Consider the following 17,430-nt stretch of genomic DNA (forward strand, 5'->3'; position numbering starts at 1 on the left):
AAGCAGGTGTAACACTGCTTTATCGCGCAAATTATAAATGCCTAGTTTGCAACAACACTCTCATCAGAAATCGGAAGTGCTAGCGCGTCAGACGCAATATACCCTGCCACTTCCTTTTGCATTTCTGTAGTTGCCGCGGCGCTTGCTGCCGGGCTTAAACTAGAGGCATGTGCACCGCTATTAAACTGAACAAGGCCGCTAATTGGGTCTGTACCAGGACCTTGAGTCGTAGTGACTTGCTCTAAGCCAATTGTCGACGCTAACGGTAGCTGACCAGAAAGAGGTAATGCAGTCGAAACTGGAATTACCTGATCGGGTAAGTTTTCTTCGCTACCGTCACCTACAACTGTCATCATGTGAACAGGTGTGTTACTTCCCAGCGTTTGTGCATAGTTAGTTGGGTCACCAGCATCCATTACCGTTTGCGCAGCGAAGGCAAATTCGGCGAATACTGCATTTACTTCAGCTGCTTGCTCTGCAGTTAGGTTATCTTCAAAAAGAGTAACTGCAGCACTAAGCTGCTCTTCACTTACATCAGTTGTTTCATACAACTGATTAAGCAATGCAACAAAGTCTTCTGACGCCTGTGAAAGCAACAAGCCTTTAATTAAAGGTCCAAATGAAGGAGACTCTAATAAGAATTGCGCTACACCACCCCCTGGAGATTCAAGGGAAGCTTGTCTAACCGCAAACATACCATCAAGCGCTGCTAAGTCGCCGCCCATTGATGTATTTGCAACCGCTGCAAAATTACCGCCAGTCATTGCGCCTAGCGAAACACCCATAACAGATACACGTGACATATCAAACTTAACATTTTGCGCTGCGGTCGTATCTACAACAGCGTTAAGTCCTAAACGCAGACCTAGCAAGTCAGATACGCTCTGACGTAAGTTGTCGCGAGCGGTTGGCAGGCTAGCAAGGTTCATATAATGCGTTGCACTTACGCTTGTAGCGTTTAAATCATCTGTACCGTCACCATCAAGGTCGAAACCTCGACTACCATGTAAAGGTTGGTCGATAGCCACTGATGCAATACCTGCTAGAGATAAAGTACCGGTAATCGCAAGCATGTCTTCTTTTTTACTGGTAATACCGTGGGCCAAAATAACTACAGGCCAGCCAGCTTCAGGCATGCTAATTGGGAAGCCTAAGGCGCCTGCAATTGCAGGGTCTGGAATAGTTACCTGCACGTCTAACGTTTCTGTACCCATATTACCGCCTGTCGGTTGTGGATACGGGTTAAACTTAGTAATGTTTCTCGCGCTATCAAGCATTTCGCCATTTATACGAACATCAGCAAGACCAAGGGAAGTACACATTTCTGCATTCGGACCTGGCTGAGCATCAGCAAGTAACTCTTGTGGTGCGCTCGCTAGCACGATGCCGCTGTCGCACGCTGCTTTCCAAAATTCATTTACCGGTGCCAATGGATTTTCAGCACTTGGAACACCCAAGAAATAAGGCAATGCGATGTTACCTTCATAACGTTGCGCCGCACAAAATGGACCTGCTTGCGCTAGAATGCCTGTTGATACGCCCACAGCGAATTCGTTCAACGCCCCCCACTGCGCAGCGAGCTGACCCGACGCTGTACCGGCAAGACCTGCACAGGTTTCAAGTAAACTAAAGTCAGTTGCATCAATCGCTGCTTGAACATTATCAGGCAAACCTTGTTTACCAAGTTCAACCGCACCCGCTACAACAGTTTCATTCACTAGGCCTAGCGCTTCCATGGCATTTGGCGCTGCAGACACATCGCTAACAGTAATCGCCGGAAGTGCAGCTGCAGCAGACGGGTCGCCGCCAGCAGCAAGCTGAGCGAATGTTCCAATCATAACCTTCTTGATGGTATTAAGAGAGTTGGCGGTAGACTGGGTAGTAAAGGCCGAGACATAAGTGATGTCTTCACGGTCATAACCCGCGCCTATCACAGGGTTAACCAACGAATTAACTAAACCCTGTATTTGAAGCTGTGCATCGCTTGATAGAGGGTCAGTGTTGATATCTTGCCTTACTAAGTCCCACGTTGTCGAACCCTGTACCGATTTGCCAGACGAATCTTTTAAATCTGTGGTCATAACCAGCATATAACCCTGAGCAGGTTTAAGTGGCTTTAAAGGAACAAACGTTATGGTGTTGCTATCGGCTAGGCTAAGTACGTAATCGACGCCAAAGGTAAGCTGGTCACCGAGCTTACATCCCGCTGATGGTGTGGTTATCTGCGCACAATCCGGATCGCTTTGATCAAGACCTAATGTCGCTTCAAATAATAGTACGCCAGATGCTAGCGAGCTTTCGTCTAAGGATGCGCCTGCAGGCGTATCAACATTGATAACAAACGGGTGCTGAGTTGACCAACCGTCTAACACATTAAGTGCATTTTGCGGGTCAGCAAAATCTGTAGGGTCATCGACCGGGATATTCAGTGTGTAATCAAAAAAACCGTCATCGCCCGGAAGCATTAGAAGGTCGTTAGGAATGTTCAGGTTCCCATTAGCTGGGTCGAAAACAATTCGTGAAAATGGTGTTTGAACTTCTGTTTCGGCTTGAATGTCTGAAAGGGTTTCATCGGAGCCACCACAGCCTGCTAGACCCAGCGCAAGGGCCACACTGGAACTTAATACGAGTTTTCTCATCTCTACTCCCTACAAGCATTGTTGTTATTCTGTGTCTAAAACTTAACTCTATTAAAAGTAGCTTGGTCTACCCTGTCTTTACAGGCGTAGTTGATAGTTTTAAACATGTTAGACCAGTTGTATCTTCCTCAATCTTATTGACTTTGTTGCAACTTTGCAAAGTTTTGTTAACTACTTTCGTTAACTTTTTTTACGTTTGAAGAATTTTTCATTCATTGTTTTACTTGTACGCTAGGCTGGGTATGATCTGTGGTTATATTCTTAGCTGGGTATTAAAGCCCCATACAACGCGATAAAAATTAACCTTTTGAAGGAAGACGATGAACGATTACAACGCACCTGCGGATTTACTACGCGATAAAGTTATTCTTATCACCGGGGCTGGCGATGGGATTGGTGCACAAGCTGCAAAGACTTATGCCGCGCACGGCGCTATCTGTATTTTATTAGGCCGCACTGTGTCTAAGCTTGAGGCCGTGTACGACGACATTATCGCCTCAGGCGGTCAGGAACCCGCAATTGTTCCTTTAGATATAAAAGGTGCAACGCCCTCTCATTATCAACAGATGACGCAGACCATTATCGATCAATTTGGTCGATTAGACGGTGTGCTTCACAACGCGGGCATTCTAGGACACCTAAGTGCATTTAAAGATATAGATGCTAAAGAGTGGCAAGACGTAATGCAAGTTAACCTAAATGGTATGGTTTATATGACGCAGGCCCTTATTCCGGCATTAGAGAAAGCCGAAAATGCGTCAGTAGTTTTCACTACATCTAGTGTAGGAAGAAAAGGACGCGCGTTTTGGGGAACATATGCTGTATCGAAATTCGCTACAGAAGGCGTAATGCAAACTCTGGCTGATGAATATCAGAATAAGACGCTGCGATTTAACTGCATTAACCCAGGTGGCACTCGCACTCATATGCGTGCACAAGCTTTTCCTGCAGAAAACCCTGAAACACTTAAAACACCCGAAGATATTATGCCTATGTATCTTTACCTAATGGGTGATGAAAGTAAGGAAGTAAATGGTCAATCTCTTGATTGCCAACCAAAGTAATCAATTAATTTTCATGCTTCTTTAAACAAAAACCGCTTAAGTTTGCACTTAAGCGGTTTTTTTAAGCATATAGCGCGTAATCGATAATTATATTACTCGCCCATTTTCGCCCATGTGTCTCTTAGACCTACTGTACGGTTGAAAACTGGCTTGTCGGCTGTACTGTCTTTGTCTACGCAGAAGTAACCAGTACGTTCAAACTGCCACGCGCCAACTTCAGGAACATTGTTAACCAAGCCTGCTTCCACCCAGCCCTGTTTGATTTCCAAAGAGTCAGGATTAATAGCATCGGTAAAGTTTTCCTCAGCCGCCGGATTAGGCACATTGAACAAACGATCATACAATCTAAATTCTGCTGCCTGGGCCGTAGCTGCGTCCACCCAGTGAATAACGCCTTTCACCTTGCGTCCATCAGCTGGATCTTTACCCAATGTTTCTGGGTCGTAAGTACAGTAAACGGTAGTTACATTGCCGTCTTCGTCTTTTTCAACGCGATTAGCTTTAACGACATAGGCGTTACGTAGACGTACTTCTTTATCTAGTACTAAACGTTTGAACTTTTTGTTTGCCGATTCTCGGAAGTCTTCTGCTTCAATATATACTTCACGACTAAAACTGATGCTACGTGTACCCATGGTCTCATCATTAGGATGATTCGGTGCAGTCAGCGTTTCGGTTTGCGCTTCATCGTAATTTTCAATAACAAGCTTAATTGGGTCTAGTACTGCCATCGCACGCGGCGCGTTAGCATTTAAGTCATCGCGAATACAGGCTTCCAACATAGACATTTCGACCATGTTGTCCATCTTGGTCACGCCAATTCGCTTACAGAACTCAACCACAGAACCTGGTGTATAACCACGACGGCGTAACCCCGCTATAGTAGGCATACGGGGGTCGTCCCAACCGCTCACATGATTTTCATCGACTAGTTGAATAAGACGGCGTTTGCTTAATACCGTGTATTCAAGGTTTAGGCGCGAAAACTCATACTGACGAGGTGTACAGTCAATTGAAATATTTTCAATAACCCAATCATAAAGACGACGGTTGTCTTGGAACTCTAGGGTACATAATGAATGCGTGATCCCCTCAATAGCATCTGAAATGCAGTGAGTAAAATCGTACATTGGATAGACACACCATTTATCACCGGTTTGGTGATGGTGTGCATGTTTGACTCGGTAAATTACCGGATCGCGCATACACATGAACGGCGACGCCATGTCGATTTTGGCGCGCAAGCTACACTCGCCTTCTTTGTAGTCGCCTGCCGTCATCTTGGCAAACTCAAGAAGGTTAGTTTCAACGTCTGTGTCGCGATAAGGGCTGTTTTGACCTGGCTCTTTAAGCGTACCACGCATCTCGCGCATTATTTCTTGCGCAGAAAAATCTACGTAAGCTAAACCTTTTTCGATAAGCTCAACAGCATATGCATGAAGTTGGTCAAAATAATTCGATGAATAACGCGCTTCGCCATCCCATGTGAATCCGAGCCACTGAACGTCTTCTTTTATAGAATTAACGAACGTAATGTCTTCTTTTGCCGGGTTAGTGTCGTCGAAACGCAGATTGCACGACCCTGTATAGTCTTGTGCAATACCAAAATTCAAGCAAATAGACTTGGCATGACCAATATGTAAAAAGCCGTTCGGCTCTGGTGGAAACCGAGTTTTAATAGCGTCATGTAGACCACTAGCCAGGTCTTTATCAATAATCTGACGGATAAAATTGGTCGGACGGTGTTCAGTCTCGGCCATTCGCTTGTTCCCCTTATGCACGTAATATTTCAAAATCTCGCTGAGTATAACACTCTCGCAATTACTTCAACCATGTTTTATTCAAAGAAGCCTAACAAGTGATTGATTTAAGAGCGATCCACATTCAAAGCGCACTAGAAAAACTACATCAAAACCTGCTGAAACATACCAAAGAAGTCACGCTTCATTAACTTTGAATAGCATTTAAGCACATGCCAAGCAAAAAGCGGGCGATATACGAAAAATGTGGTAATCTAACTTGGCGACAACATTGTCGTAGCAGCAAAACATGGTGTTTATGAAAGAAAAAGCAACCTCTTTTGATATTGCCCACTTAGCAGGGGTTTCACAGTCAACCGTTTCGCGAGCCCTAAACAACAGCCCGCTGGTTAACCAAGAAACTCGCGACCGCGTTCAGCGCATTGCCCGGGAACTTAATTACAAGGTAGATAAGAACGCCAGTAATTTAAGAAAACAAAAGAGCAGCACAATTGCCCTACTCTTGTTTGAAGATCCAACATCTGACGACTCGATGATTAACCCTTTCTTTTTAGCGATGCTTGGTAGTATTACTCGCGCCTGTGCGCAAGCGAACTACGATCTTCTTGTATCGTTTCAGAACTTAGAAGATGACTGGCACGCGGAATACGAAGATTCAAACAAGGCTGACGGAATTATATTGTTGGGCTATGGCGACTACACTGACTATCAGAACAAAGTTGCTCAGCTTGAATCGCAAGGTACGCATTTTGTTCGCTGGGGTGCTCCTGATGAAGCTCATCCCGGTGTAAGTATCGGATGTGATAATTACCAAGGTGGTCAAAGCATTACTTCACACCTCATCGAACTAGGTAAGACATCTTTTGCCTTTATTGGTGACAATGGCGAGCACGCACCGGAATTTAAAGCACGCTTCGATGGGTATTTTAAAACATTACAATCTCATGGCTTAGCGCAATCAAGTGTCCAGCGTAACGCTATTTCTACCGAAGATGCTGGCTCAGAAGCGGTCAAGTCATTGCTGCAAGCTGGCGAACTACCCGAAGCTATTGTCTGTGCCTCAGACCTTATAGCTATGGGTGTTTTGCGCGCGCTGCGCCGAGCGAACGTGAACGTTCCGGACGACGTTGCTGTGGTGGGTTATGACAATATTGCCGTATCTGCTTACACAACGCCTTCGCTCACTACGGTACAGCAAAACACAAAGCTTGCAGGTGAGTTGTTGGTAAATACCCTGTTGAAAGCAATAAACAATGAAGAGGTAGAGGATTATCTCATGCCCGCAGACATCATTGTACGCCAATCTTGTGGCAGCGAGTAAACGGCGTTAACTTGTACTTTCTTTAAATAGCTAACTAATCAAATAAAAAGCCCCAAGCGTTACACTCTCGGGGCTTTTTTCGACTCTTAATTTATTGCGTTTTGAGCTCTTTATTGACGGGCCAGCTGATGTTCGATTTTACTGAGTAATGCTGGATTACTTGTTTTTCCTTCGCGAACCCACACTTGAACGCCATTGGGTTTGACGGTAGCGCTTAACTCGGCGCCGTTCGCCACGACCTGAGTTCGCCCAGACAATTGCTCTACCCAATTGCCAGGTTGCATAAAGTCGCTCACCTCAAACGATTGAGCTTGATCACCTTTGTTTAGTAACACAAGTGCTGTTTGCTGCGCTTCTTTGGTATCGACTACGCGATAGAATGCAGCGCGATGACCACTAAGTTCCAAATTTACTTGCACACCGCGTTGTAAGGCGACAGTATTTTTACGCACATTAGCGATTTTTGTTAGCGCCTGTTGAATAGGATGACTCTTAGCCTGATTGATGCGTTCTTGACCAAGGTAATTACGATTACCGGCATGTTCAGCCGTACCGCGCATGAAGCCTATCTCAGAGCCCATATAAACAACCGGTATACCGCGAACAGTAAACAACCAGTTGTGAGCATTGATAAAGCCTTCATCTGTTGCATTAATGCGCGCCATGTCGTGGTTGTCATAGAAGGTGGTTAGTTCATAGGGGTTGTTATAAGGGCCGTGAGTTAGGTGTAGTACCTCTTCTAAGTCTGCAAAATTACTTTCTAGCGGCTTTTCAAACACGCTTACCATGGCTTTTTGCATAGGAAAGTCTAGAACACTTATGCCGCCATTTTTAGGCAAAGTATGCTGTGCAATATTGTTAGCTTCGTAGTCGAACGCTTCACCAAACATAAAGAAGTCGGGGTTTTCTTTGCGAATACGGTCCGATGCTTCACGCCAAAATGAATGCGGTACGTGTCTTATAGTATCTACCCTAAAGGCATCAGCACCTTGCGATATCCAATAAAGGTAACTGTTAATTAGATAATCTCGTACTTTTGGATTCTGATCATCAAGGTTTGAAAGCTTTACTAAATCTGGATAGTTATGGAAAAAGCTATGAAGTGGATTGTTTTCAGGGTCGAGGTCTTCAGGCGCAAGGTTTTGATGATCGGCAACCAAGTTTCCATCTTTATCGTAAAGTTCACCATAACCTGGCAAGTCTTCTTCCATGGTAAAGCTTGGGGTGCCGTGATTTGCAACGATATCAAACACTGATTTAAGACCGTGCTGACGCATCTTCGCGGTATAATCACTTACGCTCAAATCGTCACTCACCAGATGTTCATCAGCTTTATAAAAGTTTGTCGCCCAATAACCGTGATAGCCAGTTTTCCCGCCATCTTTAAATGCGCCGCCATATGTTATAGGCTCGTCGCCGTTAAACGCATAATCAGGGTTATCATGTACGGGGGTCATCCATACCGCAGTGAAACCCATATCTTGGATATAATCAGCGTTATTTAAAATGCCTTGTAAGTCACCTCCCATGTAACCCACATAGGCTTTTTTACCGTTGGGCCCTTCTAGCTGCAACTGCCAAGTAGGATGTTCACCACCTTGGTTTTCGTGGTTATTCGTAGGGTCGCCATCGACAAAACGATCAGTTACAACAAAGTAAACTGCCTCGCTAGCAAAGGGCGTGCTGGTACCCACAATAGCCTGTGAAGTATGCACCTCTTTTTTGTCTGAAGACGATGTAGCCGTGCTTGTGCAAGCCGAACAAAATAAACCAGCTATCGTTAATGCAATTGCTGAACGTTTAAATAGCATATTAAGCTCCCTGCTCTGCTTCAAGTTCTTGTTTATCAGACTCTTTAACAAAGAAGACCGACACGGCACCAATTAGCATAGAAACACCTGCTACCACAATAATGTACTTGGCATCGTTATCGAACACGCTGCTTAAGATCCATCCAGCAGTTAGGCCTGAAACAATTTGCGGTGCAGCTACGGTGAAGTTGAATATACCCATGTAGACCCCCGTCTTATTCGCGGGTAACGCACCGGCTAACATAGCGTAAGGAATAGCTAAAATAGCCGCCCACGCAATACCCACGCCTATCATTGGAATAAGAAGTTTTACCGCACCTAGTGGCACTGTAACTTCAGTAATGAGCAGGTTTACGTTCACCATAGTGAGGTCTTGAAATAGCAAGAAGCTTACATAGCTAAGGCCACCAAGCGCTAAAGACGAAGCGTATACCGTTTTACGACCAAATTTATCCGCCAGCTTTGCTAAGAAAATAGAAAAAATTGCAGCGAACACAGAATATGCCGCGAAAAGTATCCCTACCCAGTCACCAGCAGCACCTTTCGCCATAACAATAGTCTCTGGCACCATTGGCGCAGCGGCGATATAAGCCGGGTCAAACCATTGCTTGTCTACGTTCCAAATATGCTGAGTAATAGCTGGTGTGGTGTAAACCCACATAATAAAAAGCGCAAACCAAGAGAAAAACTGAACAACCGCCAGTTGTTTCATAGTAGTAGGCATGTCTTTTACTAAAACAAAAAACTCACCTAAACGTTGGCTAAGTGGCGCTTTAGCCTTACTTTCAATTGAAGGTGCTTCATCGGTAAGGCCCTTGTAGCGATTATATTCCTGTGGAGCGTACTCTTTAGTACGTATCACGGTCCAAATGACCGTACCTAGTAGTACAGACGCGCCGATGTAGAATGCCCACATTACCGAAGGCGCAACCTCTCCCATTTGAGCTGTATTTTCCAGTCCTACCACGTTGGTTAGAACGAATGGCAATATAGAACCAATTACCGCACCGATATTGATAAGAAGCGACTGAATTGAATAACCTATGTTGCGTTGTGACGCTGGTACCATATCTGATACCAGTGAGCGGAAAGGCTGGAAACACACATTAAACGATGCATCCATCAGTGCAACCATTAAAGCGCCCATTACCATAGGCGCTAAGAAGGCAACGAAGATCGGCGCATTGGGTAATAAGATCATACCTACCACTGCAGCGAGCGCACCAGCAAGTATAAACGGCCGACGGCGACCTAATCGATTCCACGTTCTATCCGATGCCGAGCCAACAATAGGCTGTACTATCAAGCCCATAATGGGCGCTACAAGCCAAAATAGCGATAGTGAATGAAGGTCTGCGCCAAGGTCCGATAGTATCCGACTGACGTTTGCGTTTTGCAGTGCAAAACCAAATTGAACACCCAGAAAGCCAAAACTGACATTCCATATTTGCCAAAAAGAAAGGCGTGGTTGAGTTGATTGCATATTTTGCTCTATTTATTGTTTTAATTTAATTGATACGGTTATTGCACAATGAATACATTTGCCGACATAGCAGGAAGGCTTATAGTTTCAGAAGCGTTAAATTTTTGACCGTCGCTTACACGAGTGATTGATACATCCGTGCCCAAAACTTCCGCGTACTTTGCTAAAGATAAATCTACCGATTTTTTATTAAGGATAACCATAAGTTTCTGCTCTGCAGTATCAGCTGTATCGTCGGCTACACGAAAATACGTGTAAACACCGTCTACGGGCGCATAATGTTTAAGCTCACCTTTAAATAGTTGAGGATGAGATTGACGTAGCGCCAATAACGTTTTTATACGCTCTTGCGCCCACTGCTCGTCATCAGAAAGGCCTTTGCCGCTAAACGCATTTTTTTCGCTATCCGATGGCCACCCGCCAGGGAAATCTGATCGGATAATACCGTGATCTTCTGTCCCTTCATTACCCATCAGAATCTCAGTTCCGTAGAATACTTGAGGTATACCGCGTGTTGTTAAAAACAACGTCATTGCCATATTCCATTTGGCCTTGTCGTTGTTTAATTGGGTGAAAATTCTGCTCATGTCGTGATTATCCGGAAAGATAACCAGATTATTTGGATCACCATACAAGAAATCGGTAGCTAATGTTTCATAAACTGAAATAAAACCAGAGTTCCAGCTTTCATCGCTATTAAGCGCTTTAACAATGGCAGCCTGAAGAGGAAAGTCCATTACAGATGGCAAAGCACTGTCGTAATCGTCGTGGCGTTTGCTACCTGCTTGCCAATAAGCCGTAATGGCAGGATTTACCGACCACTCTTCCCCTACTATGTTGAAGTTAGGGTATTCTTTCATTATACGGTTAGTCCACTGACTTAAAAACGCTTTGTCAGGGTACGAATAGGTATCTACTCGAATGCCGCTTAAATTTGCTGTTTCCACCCACCAAGTAGCATTTTGAATCAAATAATTTGCCAAATGTGGGTTGCGCTGGTTCAGGTCAGGCATGGTTGGTACAAACCAACCGTCACTAAACCCTTTGATATCGCTCGCTATGGCGTGAGGGTCGTGGAGCGATTCACGCTTGTGGGTAGTACCGACAAACTGTCCGTTATTGTTTATCCAATCAGCAGACGGTGTATCCTCCATCCATACATGCTCACTACCGATATGATTAAGCACCATATCCATAATAACGCCAATGCCGTTTTCGTTGGCTTTTTTACTTAGCTTTACAAAAGCGTCATTAGAGCCGAAGCGCGGGTCTATAGTGTAATAGTCGGTGGTTGAATAGCCATGGTAACTGTACTTTTCCATTGCATTTTCAAGCATCGGCATGGTCCATAGTTGGGTGAACCCCATCTCTTTTATATAGTCGATGTTGTTAACAATGCCCTGAATATCCCCGCCATGACGTCCGCCTTTAAAGGCCCTATCTACTTTATCTTGATACCCATCAATGTTGTCATTTTCCACGCTGCCATTAGCGAATCGGTCGGGGGCGATTAGGTAAATGGCATCTTCTGGCCCAAAGCCCTCTCTTGCTGACGAACCTTCGGCACGCTTTTCCAAGAAATAGTGAATGTCCCGTGAACTACCTTCTTCGTCTTTTAACGTCAGTACCAATTCTTGCGGTTTCGCTTCAGCAAGATCTAACGTTACAAAAAGATAGTTTTCACTATCAAGTGCCCTGCTTTGTTTTATTTTCACACTGCCATCGGACACGGAAACCTTATCATCAGCAACGTCTTTGCCAGAAATCATCAGTTCTACTTCATCATGTTGCATACCTGCCCACCAGTTGGGCGGGTAAACGTCTAGGTTATTTTCTTGTGAACAAAAAGCAGAAAATGCAGGAAATAAAGTAGCAAGGCTCACAACTAATGAGAGCGAGGCACTGCGCGATGGGAAAATAGCATTAGTTATGCGTTTGCGATTGAACATATAGACACCGATGTTAAAAATACGTTAAGTGCAAAATATTACCGAGATACTACATTGCATAGCCTGACTGACCAATGCTCTGCATACGTATTCACGAGATACCATGCCAATACACAGGGTCTCTCGTTTAAATAAAATCTCTAGCATTAAATTTCGTTGATAGCTTTACACTCTAACTAGAACGCAAATACCTTCGTCTCTAACCCACTTAATGATAACGAGGCTCTGTAGTTAACATCATCTTTCTCTAGGCTTATGCTGTCATGAGAAAGAAGTGGCTCAAGGCTAATAGTTTTGTTATTTGCACCTAATACGCTTGCTGGTACTGTAAATTCTATTTTCCCTACTGGTGCATCACTAAAGTTTGCGATAACGACAAAACCATGGTCATCTTGTACGCGAGCAAATGTAAATTGTTGCTCTGAATACGCTGAATTTTCGACGCCAAGATTGAGCGAATGTAGGCTTTGGTACTCACCAACGATGGCCGGGTTAGTAGCGGCGATAGACATAACGCGTTTGTAAAAATCATGCAGCTCTTTTTCTACCTTTGTGGATTGACCACCATCAAATTTTCCACCATTCATAAACCGCTGATGAGCAGGAACCCCAACGTAATCGAAAATAGACGTACGCGTTGGGTCGCCAAAGCCTGTCTCTTCGCTGCCGTCTTCGCCCACATCTTGTCCAAAATAAAGCAGCGTTGGTGAACTGCTTATAAGTGCACTTACCGCAAGCGCTGGCTTGCCCCTTTCAGCGCTACCAGCAAAATCAGGGCTAGCGATACGCTGCTCGTCATGGTTCTCTAAAAAGTGCAGCATATGCGGTGCGATATCGCTAACTTCTTTATGGACAGCGACCAGGTCAGTAACTTTACCCTTTCCTTGCATAATTGCTTTTAACGTATCGTAAAACCCTACCTTGTCGTATAGATAGTCCATCTTGCCTTTATGGAGATAATCTCTATATTTGTCTGGCTGATAAACCTCCGCCAGCAAGAATGCATCAGGTGCTTTTTGCTTAATGCTGCTATTGAGAAAAGACCAGAACTCTACTGGCACCATTTCCGCCATATCAAAGCGAAATCCATCAACGCCTTTGTCAATCCAATAGTGGGCAATGTCTCTGAATTTATACCATGAGTCTGGAAGATCTTTCCCTTTCCAAAACGCGGCGTGCTCTTCAATAGATTTTTGACTGTACTCGTTAGGTAGCATGGGAAAATCATAAGTGCCATCTGGCTTCACGCCATAATTTACCTTTACCGTTTCATACCAGTCGTTAATATCTGGTTGCGCTGCCCTTGCACCGTTCCCTGTCCACTTGGCTGGAAACTCATCGAACTTACCGTCAGACAATGGGTGGGGTTCGCCGCCTAGAGGCTGGTAGTTGTCAGCAGTGGGCACTTGAAATGCTTCATTCACAACATAATAAAAGCTATTGTCACGAGCATACTCTACAGACGTATCATCGTTTGCGCCAAAATCGACTGTACCTTCTGGCGCAGAAAGCGACTGATAATCGCGAGCCACGTGATTGGGGACAATGTCGATAATAACTTTCATTCCCGCAGAATGAGTTCTTTCAATCAGGGCTTCAAATTCTTCTAAGCGCTTTGCTGGGTTATCAGCTAAATCAGGGTTAACATTGTAGTAGTCTTTAACAGCGTATGGTGAGCCAGCGCGGCCTTTCACTACATCTGGGTCGTCATTTGAAATACCGAAATCGGTATATTCATTGATTACCGCGTGATGTGGCACACCGGTATACCAAATATGACTGGTGCCTAAAGACTTTATGGCTTCAAGGGCTTTAGGGGTAAAGTCGCTGAATTTGCCTACGCCATTTTGCTCAACCGTGCCCCAAGGCTGATTATTTGAATTAGTATTACCAAATAGTCGAGTAAATACTTGATAGACCACAGGTTTACCTTGCCTTTCACCGTTATCCGAATGCGTTGACATAACATCTTGTTGATTTGGTGCTAAAGGCTTACTACCTTTACCTTCAAGCGTGTGATTATTTGCTGCCGGCGACGGACCAGTGCACGCCATCAAACCCAATGAAACCATAACAGCAGATAAAGGCTTAAGAGAAAAACCCGACTTTTTATTTAACATAGTATTCGTGACAAAAATGTAAATGATGCCAACAGGATACGCGTTAAATGTATGTTAAAAAACATGCATACGTATTCAGAAATGAAAAAGCCGCCCTAAAGGACGGCTATTAAAAATGGCTATACAAAAATGTTTAAGCTGCTTGCGCCACACGCAATGGTTTCTGTATAGGACGAGCGGTAGGAGTTGGTACATTTTCAATCTCTGTTAACGCACTATTAAGTTCGCTGTGGATCTTCTTATGAAAACTTTTCAGCGGCCTAGCTAAGTCCTCTAATAATACATGTGTAGATAGCCTGTAGGGAACACGTTTGCCGTTGAACTCTACGGCATCGCCGACTGGATTAAAATGAATACCAAATGCTTTCATTCTTCTTGCTAATTTGGGCTCCATCAAAACATATGCATGCTTAACATTTAAGTGTTGGCAGATACTTGTTGCCATTAAATACAGCGCAATAGAAAGATAAGGAAAGTGCTCTACATTAAATGGTGTACTCTTCTTTTGTTTTATCTTTTCAAGTTTATCGGCGGGCAGGATTTTTGAGCGCATTTGGCGAACTCTGAACTCTCTTGGTATTGCCAATCTTGATATCTCACAAATGCTTGTGGGGTCGCAACTAGAGGGAAGCAATGAACCGTCATCAAAAGCACCTGCGCATTTTTCTTCTAAAGGCAACGATAGTCCTGCTTCGGTTGGCAAGACCAAGCGAATGGTACCTGCGCATTCGCCTGTTGGTCGGTGTTTTATGTAACAGTTGATGGCGCGATCATCATATTTATCTTTTTCGATGGCAGCCGCGTTTTTCTGCTCAAATTTCATTTCCTCGCAATAAACTTTATGGCGGGTTTTATAGCTCACTTGTTTTTCATTTTCTTCGTTAGCTATAACGAGTTCATAGCGGCTAAAAAAGAAGCTGGAAATAGTTTCTTCAAGCGACAGTCGGCGTGGAAATGCTTTAAGCAGTTGTCGAGGTAACTGGTTTAGCTTATTAGTTACAGCACTATTTAGCGCACGAGCAGCGCTCATTGTTGTTGTTTTCAACGCAAAAGTCCCCTAATTTATGTTAATTATTAGGCTTGTGGGTAACTTCCTGTTCGCAGCAGTAGCCTTTGGTATATTGCTTTAAATTAATATTTAAAACGCTATTTTATCTTTGTTTTATTATTGGTATCTCGACTTTGTCTGATAAGTGCATCCCCACTTACAAAATCAGACTTTGATAGGCGGTCATACAGTAAAACGTTGGCTGTTGCCGCCAAATTCATACACGAATAAGTGGGTATATATACGACGTGGTCACACCACGACAGAGTGTCTTCACCTACACTTCCATCTTCAGGGCCTAAAATATAAAAGGCATTTTCTGGGTGTTCAAACGTTGGTAAAGGCTCTGCACCTTCAACAAGTTCAACCGCAATTACGGACGCCCCCTCTGGTACAACGTCCCGCAAATTATCAACGCCAACTGTCGGAATAACCTTATGAAACGCTTTCGTATCTGCGTTAAAGTCTTTAGCGAAGCGATAACGCTGCCCCGTATAAAATACACTTGCGACACCGTAGCATCCTGCAGCACGTAAAATAGACGCTACATTAACTGGATTTTTTGGGTTAACTAACCCAATCGAAATTTTTTGATTTGCTATTTGCACGTTTTATTAGCTTTTTATTATTTGAGTTTGATACTGCCATGACTTAAAGGAAGCTGCTACGCGTAATCATAAAAACTAGTCATAAGTATTAGAACGAATACTTAAAACCTACAGCACCGTCATCGTGACCGATGCGTTGCTGCAGGTAATCAGTTGCCCGTCAAAACCTTTAAAGAATCTTATATGCCGGGCTGTTTAAGTGCTCTAATTGCTTTTTCCTCTCTTACCACTATACGCATTGGCATTCTACCTAGTGTTTCACGCCTCTATAATTAACGTATTAGAGAAGATAACTAACATTGGTCAGATTACAGCAAAATGCAGACCAACACCGTGAAAACTTTGCAACTTCGGTGCAAAGTTTACATATTTAATAAAAGTTAGAATACAAATACGCCTTTTATCAGGTAGTTATGTTTAATTAAAGCGGTTAAGCGCGTTTGGCTTGTTGTTGGAGTAGTAGTTACAATGCCATATCAATTGTCCGATTAAGGCCAAGAACTCATAAGAGGTAAAAGTTATAAGTAAAATATAGGCGATAAGCCCGATGATGTGTTGCCATTTTGAAACACGACAACCTCTTGTAAATAATGATTTTTTTTACGCATAAAAAAAAGCTCGGATGATATCCGAGCTATTAATGGCAACTGTTGCTAAAATCATACAGGACTTGTGTTCAGTTACTACGGATTCACCACGCTATCTGGTAATTTAAACCATCCACATTAGTATTAAGACTCTTAAGGTGACGCCTGGCCATACGCCTACCCTGTCCATAACCTCTCAATAGCTTTTTCTTATCCATAGTAAGTCGTTTAACGCAGAAAGCTTCATCTGGCGCTATCACTCGAATAGTGCAGTCGCTAGGTGGGTTCTTAAGAAAATCGAGGGTTTCGTTATAAATTGCTGCACGTTGAAGCATCTTTTGTAGGATCGCGGGCTGGTTTCCATACATCTTTTGCATTAACCAAGTTGATTTTACTTCAGGCTTGGTAAATCCAAGAGGTTGAGAAAGTATTACGGTAATGTCCTTTGCGCCCATGTTATAAGCTTTAATTGCAGGTATTGCATCTGCAACTCCGCCATCTAGGTAGCGCGTACCGTTAATGATTATTTCATCTCGATATGCAGTGGGTAACGCACAAGACGCTACCATCAATTCGTCCACATTGTCTTCCGTGGCTTGTATATATTCACACTCACCTGACTCTGCATTTGTAATCCCTACGTAAAGGGGCATGTTGCTCTTTTCGCCCGGGGCGGGGATACTCATCGATTGCTTTGAGTGATGCCACAACCAGTGAACATCTGTCATATGTCCCCCTTTTATGAATCGAAGCGGACTGAAGAACTCTCGCTTCGTTGCATATTGGGTGATAATAGTTTTACTCAAACCTTGCATTTTAGAGACGTAAGTCGACAAATTTGTCGCCCCAGCGGACACCCCTAGCGTAAAATCAAAGGGGTAATAGTCTTGCTCCATGAATTTATCTAGGACGCCAGCCGCAAATATTCCGCGCATAGCGCCACCTTCTACAACTAATGCACTTTTCATCTGTTCTCTCCCTGTAGATACACTCACAACCTTCTGGTACGACCACTCCCATTAGCAACTATCCTACAAGAG

At 43.9% G+C, this 17,430-nt stretch carries 11 protein-coding genes; 2 read left to right on the forward strand and 9 right to left on the reverse strand.

The features are described from left to right. Positions 1 to 41 precede the first annotated feature (41 nt). Positions 42 to 2,639 (reverse strand): VolA/Pla-1 family phospholipase, encoded by a 2,598-nt coding sequence (locus tag D1814_RS17735; RefSeq protein ID WP_118494906.1) that lies wholly within the window; start codon positions 2,637 to 2,639, stop codon positions 42 to 44. Positions 2,640 to 2,959: 320 nt separating this feature from the next. On the opposite strand from D1814_RS17735, the gene D1814_RS17740 reads away from it, so the two are divergent. After that, complete coding sequence (locus D1814_RS17740; RefSeq protein WP_118494908.1) at positions 2,960 to 3,703, forward strand: YciK family oxidoreductase; 744 nt, start codon at positions 2,960 to 2,962, stop codon at positions 3,701 to 3,703. A 92-nt stretch (positions 3,704 to 3,795) separates the two neighbouring features. On the opposite strand, the gene glnS is transcribed toward D1814_RS17740, so the two are convergent. Further along, on the reverse strand, positions 3,796 to 5,463 hold the full coding sequence (gene glnS / locus D1814_RS17745) for a glutamine--tRNA ligase (RefSeq protein ID WP_118494910.1): 1,668 nt from the start codon (positions 5,461 to 5,463) through the stop codon (positions 3,796 to 3,798). Positions 5,464 to 5,761: 298 nt separating this feature from the next. On the opposite strand from glnS, the gene D1814_RS17750 reads away from it, so the two are divergent. Beyond that, positions 5,762 to 6,784 carry a LacI family DNA-binding transcriptional regulator gene (locus tag D1814_RS17750; protein ID WP_118495432.1) on the forward strand — a complete coding sequence of 341 codons (1,023 nt, stop codon included), beginning with the start codon at positions 5,762 to 5,764 and terminating at the stop codon, positions 6,782 to 6,784. Between the two features lie 110 nt (positions 6,785 to 6,894). Here D1814_RS17750 and D1814_RS17755 read toward each other — a convergent pair whose 3' ends face one another. The 7 genes from D1814_RS17755 to D1814_RS17785 all read right to left on the reverse strand — a co-directional run bounded on the left by D1814_RS17755 (position 6,895) and on the right by D1814_RS17785 (position 17,358). Continuing rightward, entirely contained in the window at positions 6,895 to 8,595 is a 1,701-nt protein-coding gene (locus tag D1814_RS17755) for an alpha-amylase family glycosyl hydrolase (RefSeq protein ID WP_118494912.1), read from the reverse strand. A gap of 1 nt (position 8,596) precedes the next feature. Beyond that, on the reverse strand, positions 8,597 to 10,078 hold the full coding sequence (locus D1814_RS17760; protein WP_118494914.1) for an MFS transporter: 1,482 nt from the start codon (positions 10,076 to 10,078) through the stop codon (positions 8,597 to 8,599). Between the two features lie 38 nt (positions 10,079 to 10,116). Next, positions 10,117 to 12,027, reverse strand: coding sequence for a glycoside hydrolase family 13 protein (locus tag D1814_RS17765; RefSeq protein WP_118494916.1), 1,911 nt, complete (start codon positions 12,025 to 12,027; stop codon positions 10,117 to 10,119). A gap of 176 nt (positions 12,028 to 12,203) precedes the next feature. After that, positions 12,204 to 13,991, reverse strand: coding sequence for an alpha-amylase family protein (locus tag D1814_RS17770; protein ID WP_409049194.1), 1,788 nt, complete (start codon positions 13,989 to 13,991; stop codon positions 12,204 to 12,206). 289 nt (positions 13,992 to 14,280) lie between these two features. Then, the gene (locus D1814_RS17775; RefSeq protein ID WP_232368920.1) at positions 14,281 to 15,192 is read right to left on the reverse strand and encodes a PEP-CTERM/exosortase system-associated acyltransferase; all 912 of its coding nucleotides are present in this window, start codon (positions 15,190 to 15,192) and stop codon (positions 14,281 to 14,283) included. 101 nt (positions 15,193 to 15,293) lie between these two features. After that, positions 15,294 to 15,803: an RNA methyltransferase gene (locus D1814_RS17780; protein WP_118494922.1), complete on the reverse strand. Its 510-nt coding sequence runs from the start codon at positions 15,801 to 15,803 to the stop codon at positions 15,294 to 15,296. 691 nt (positions 15,804 to 16,494) lie between these two features. After that, on the reverse strand, positions 16,495 to 17,358 hold the full coding sequence (locus tag D1814_RS17785; protein ID WP_118494924.1) for a patatin-like phospholipase family protein: 864 nt from the start codon (positions 17,356 to 17,358) through the stop codon (positions 16,495 to 16,497). Positions 17,359 to 17,430 lie beyond the last annotated feature (72 nt).

Source organism: Alteromonas sp. BL110 (genome assembly GCF_003443615.1).
Taxonomy (GTDB): Bacteria; Pseudomonadota; Gammaproteobacteria; order Enterobacterales; family Alteromonadaceae; genus Alteromonas.